This is a genomic window from Burkholderia sp. E168m22 (genome assembly GCF_001319805.1).
Taxonomy (GTDB): domain Bacteria; phylum Pseudomonadota; class Gammaproteobacteria; order Burkholderiales; family Burkholderiaceae; genus Burkholderia; species Burkholderia orbicola.
The window spans coordinates 1-3,903 of sequence record NZ_BBSK01000054.1 but is presented as its reverse complement, the minus strand read 5'-3'; the positions used below and the strand labels follow the sequence as shown (position 1 = coordinate 3,903).

Genomic DNA, 3,903 nt, shown 5'->3' with positions numbered 1-3,903 from the left:
CGGCGACCGGCGCGTCGTGGCGCGCTTCCGACGGCAGCGCCGCCGGTTCGTGGGCCACCGGCCGCGCGACGCCGCGCGCCGGCGCCAGCGCGATGCCGCCCGCGACGCGCCAGCCCGACACGATCGCCTTCATCTGGCGCGTCTGCTCCTCGAGCGACGCGGCCGCGGCGGCGGCCTGCTCGACGAGCGCCGCGTTCTGCTGCGTGACCGCATCCATCTGGCCGACCGCACGGTTGACCTGCTCGATGCCGGTCGACTGCTCGTCGGATGCCGCGCTGATCTCGCCCATGATGTCGGTCACGCGGCGCACCGCCTGCACGATCTCGTCCATCGTCGCGCCGGCGCGCGCGACGAGCGCCGACCCGCTGTCGACCTTCTCGGCCGAATCGCCGATCAGCTGCTTGATTTCCTTCGCGGCGCTCGCGCTGCGCTGCGCGAGCGAACGCACCTCGCCCGCGACCACCGCGAAGCCGCGGCCCTGCTCGCCGGCCCGCGCCGCTTCGACGGCCGCGTTCAGCGCGAGGATGTTGGTCTGGAACGCGATGCCCTCGATCGTGCCGATGATGTCGACGACCTTGCCCGAGCTCGCCGCGATGTCCTGCATCGTCGACACGACCTGGCCGACCACGTCGCCGCCCTGCGTCGCGATGTCCGACGCGTTCACCGCGAGCTGGCTCGCCTGCCGCGCGTTTTCCGCGTTCTGCCGCACGGTGCCCGTCAGTTGCTCCATGCTCGACGCGGTTTCCTGCAGCGAGGCGGCCTGCTCCTCGGTGCGCTGGGACAGGTCGATGTTGCCGGTCGCGATCTCGCGCGCGCCGACGTCGATCGATTCGGTGCCGCGATGCACGGCCTGCACCATCGTCGTGACGGCGTCCTGCATCCGCTTGATGCCGCCGAACAGGCGGCCGATCTCGTTCGTGCTGAACACGCTCACCGGTTGCGTGAGATCGCCGCCGGCGATGCGTTCGAAGTGCGCGATCGCGTCCTCGATCGGCTGGACGATCAGCCCACGCAGGACGAAGCGGATCGCGATCACGACGACGAACGCGAGCGCGATGCCGGCCGCGATCAGCGCGATCATCATCGAGATCTGCGACTGCGTCGCGGCCTGGCGGTCTTCCGCGCGCTTTTGCAGCGCGGCGATCACGGCCGCCGCCGTCTGGTCGAACGCGACGAACATCGGGCTGATCTTCGCGTCGGCGATCGCGTGGTACGCGGCCATGTCGCCCGCGCGCGCCGCGGCGAATTCCGGTTCGACGCCTTCCTTCATGATCGTCGTGTAACGCGCGGTGAGCTCGTCGACGAGCGCCTGCTCGACACCGAGCTTCGGCGTCGACTGGAACGTCTGCCAGTTCTGGTTCGACTTCGCATACAGCTCCTGCGCGCGATCGAGCACCTTCGCCGCGTCGGCCGCATTGCCGGCTTCGGTCAGCGTACGAAAGCGATCGAGCGCGACGCGCGAGCGCAGCAGGTACGCGGCCGTGTCGTCCAGCGTGTGGATCGCCGGCAGGTCGACGTGCGCGATCTCGTCGAGCGAACGGCTCGCGTGATTCAGCGCGTAGAGGCCGAGCCCGCCGACCGCGGCGGCCAGGCACACGAGGATGAGTCCGACCGCCGTGAGCGTCGTGCGGATCGACCAGTTATGCAACATTGCAGATTCTCCCGAAATTGCTGCGCGCGCGGCGCGCTTACCCGCCGAGTGTCTCGATCAGCGCCATTTCACGGCTCGACATCAGCTTCTCGATGTCCATCAGGATCAGCATCCGGCCGTCGACCGTACCGAGGCCCGTCAGGTACTCGGTCGTCAGCGTTGCGCCGAATTCCGGCGCCGGCATGATCTGGTCGGTCTGCAGCGTCAGCACGTCCGACACGCCGTCGACCACCATCCCGACCACGCGGTTCGACACGTTCAGGATGATCACGACGGTCTGGTGGTCATACTCGACGCGGCCGAGGTGGAACTTGATCCGCATGTCGACGATCGGCACGATGATCCCGCGCAGGTTGATCACGCCCTTGATGAACTCGGGCGCGTTCGCGATGCGCGTGACGCTGTCGTAGCCGCGGATTTCCTGCACTTTCAGGATGTCGATCCCGTATTCCTCGTCGCCGAGCGTGAACACGAGGAATTCCTGGCCCGTCGCATCGCCGTGCGCCGCATCGCGGCGGCTCGTCGCGGCATTCGCCGCGGCCGGATTGATCATTTGGACTTCAGCAGACACGTTTGCCCCCAATCGGTTGAATGGCGAGAGTCAGAAGACGGCGAGCTCGGCGCCGGCTCGGGCGCCGTGCGTCGCACGGGTTTCGCGGTTCAGCGCCGCGACGTCGACGATCAGCGCGACGCTGCCGTCGCCGAGGATGGTCGCCGCCGAGATGCCATGCACCTTGCGGTAGTTGGTTTCGAGGTTCTTCACGACCACCTGCTGCTGGCCGACCAGTTCGTCGATCAGCATCGCGAAGCGGCGCCCCTCGGTTTCCATGATCGTGACGATCCCCTGCGTCGGGTCGGTGCGCGCGTCCTCGACCGAGAACACCTCGTGCAGCGCGACCAGCGGCAGGTATTCGCCGCGCACGCGCACCACGCGCTCGCCGTTGCCGACCGTGTAGATGTCGTCGTTCGACGGCTGCAGCGACTCCATCACGAAGTTCAGCGGCAGGATGAAGATCTCGCTGCCCACCTTGACCGACATCCCGTCGAGGATCGCGAGCGTGAGCGGCAGCACGATCCGTGTGGTCGTGCCGCGGCCGGCCTGCGACGAGATTTCGACATGACCGCCCATCGACTGGATGTTGCGCTTCACGACGTCCATCCCGACGCCACGGCCCGACACGTCGGTCACCGTCTCGGCGGTCGAGAAGCCCGGTGCGAAGATCAGTTGCCAGACTTCGTCGTCGCTGATGTTCTCGGAGATCTGCATGCCCTGCTTCGCGGCCTTCGCGAGGATGCGCTCGCGGTTCAGGCCCGCGCCGTCGTCGCTCACCTCGATCACGATGTTGCCGCCGTGATGCGCGGCCGACAGCACGAGCTGGCCGACCGCGTCCTTGCCGGCGGCGACGCGCTTGTCGACGGTCTCGATGCCGTGGTCGAGGCTGTTGCGCACCAGGTGCGTGAGCGGATCGATGATCCGTTCGATCAGGCTCTTGTCGAGCTCGGTCGCCTGGCCGAACGTGACCAGTTCGACCTGCTTGCCGAGCTTGCCGGCGAGGTCGCGCACGAGCCGCGGGAAGCGGCTGAACACGTAGTCCATCGGCATCATGCGGATCGACATCACCGCTTCCTGCAGGTCGCGCGCATTGCGCTCGAGCTGCGCCATCCCGTTGAACAGGCGGTCGTGCAGCGCCGGATCGAATGCGGTCGCCGTCTCGGCCAGCATCGCCTGCGTGATCACCAGTTCGCCGACGAGGTTGATCAGTTGGTCGACCTTCTCGACGCCGACGCGGATCGAACTGCCTTCGGCGCCCGCCGCGGCGGCAGCGGCCGGGCGTGCGCGCTTGTCGTCGTGATGCGCGGCGGCGGCCGGCGTCGCGTGTTCGGCCGGCTGGGGTTGTGCGTGTTGTTGCGGCTGCGGCTGCTGGGCGGCGGCGGCCGGCTCGGCCGGTGCCGGTGCCGGAGCAGCCGGTTGCGGCGGTGCCGGCGGCGGCGCGAACACCTCGACGCGTGCCGGCTGCGCGGCGGCGGCCGGTTCGGCAGCCTCGGCGGCGGCGCCCTGCTCGGCGGCCGGCGCCGCCTGCGCGGCCGGCGCGGTGCCGTGCGCGACGCGGATCTGGCTTTCGTCGATCACGAAGCAGCACACCGCGACGATGTCGTCCGACGGCACATCCGATTCGACCCACGAGCGACAGGTCGGCGCCCGTTTCCTCGCGGCCGACGATCCGGCCGTAGGTTACCGAGTTCCTCGGTGA

The 3,903-nt window shown here is 68.7% G+C and carries 2 protein-coding genes and 1 pseudogene; all 3 read right to left on the bottom strand.

Features of this window, described 5'->3' with window-relative positions:
- Nucleotides 1-1,651, bottom strand: a 1,651-nt coding sequence (locus tag AP428_RS14385; protein ID WP_054928244.1) for a methyl-accepting chemotaxis protein, incomplete at its 3' end; no start/stop codon positions are given.
- 37 nt (nt 1,652-1,688) lie between these two features.
- Nucleotides 1,689-2,204, bottom strand: coding sequence for a chemotaxis protein CheW (gene cheW, locus AP428_RS14380; RefSeq protein WP_012327702.1), 516 nt, complete (start codon nt 2,202-2,204; stop codon nt 1,689-1,691).
- A 48-nt stretch (nt 2,205-2,252) separates the two neighbouring features.
- A pseudogene (locus AP428_RS14375) lies at nt 2,253-3,903 on the bottom strand (chemotaxis protein CheW); the annotation flags it as partial.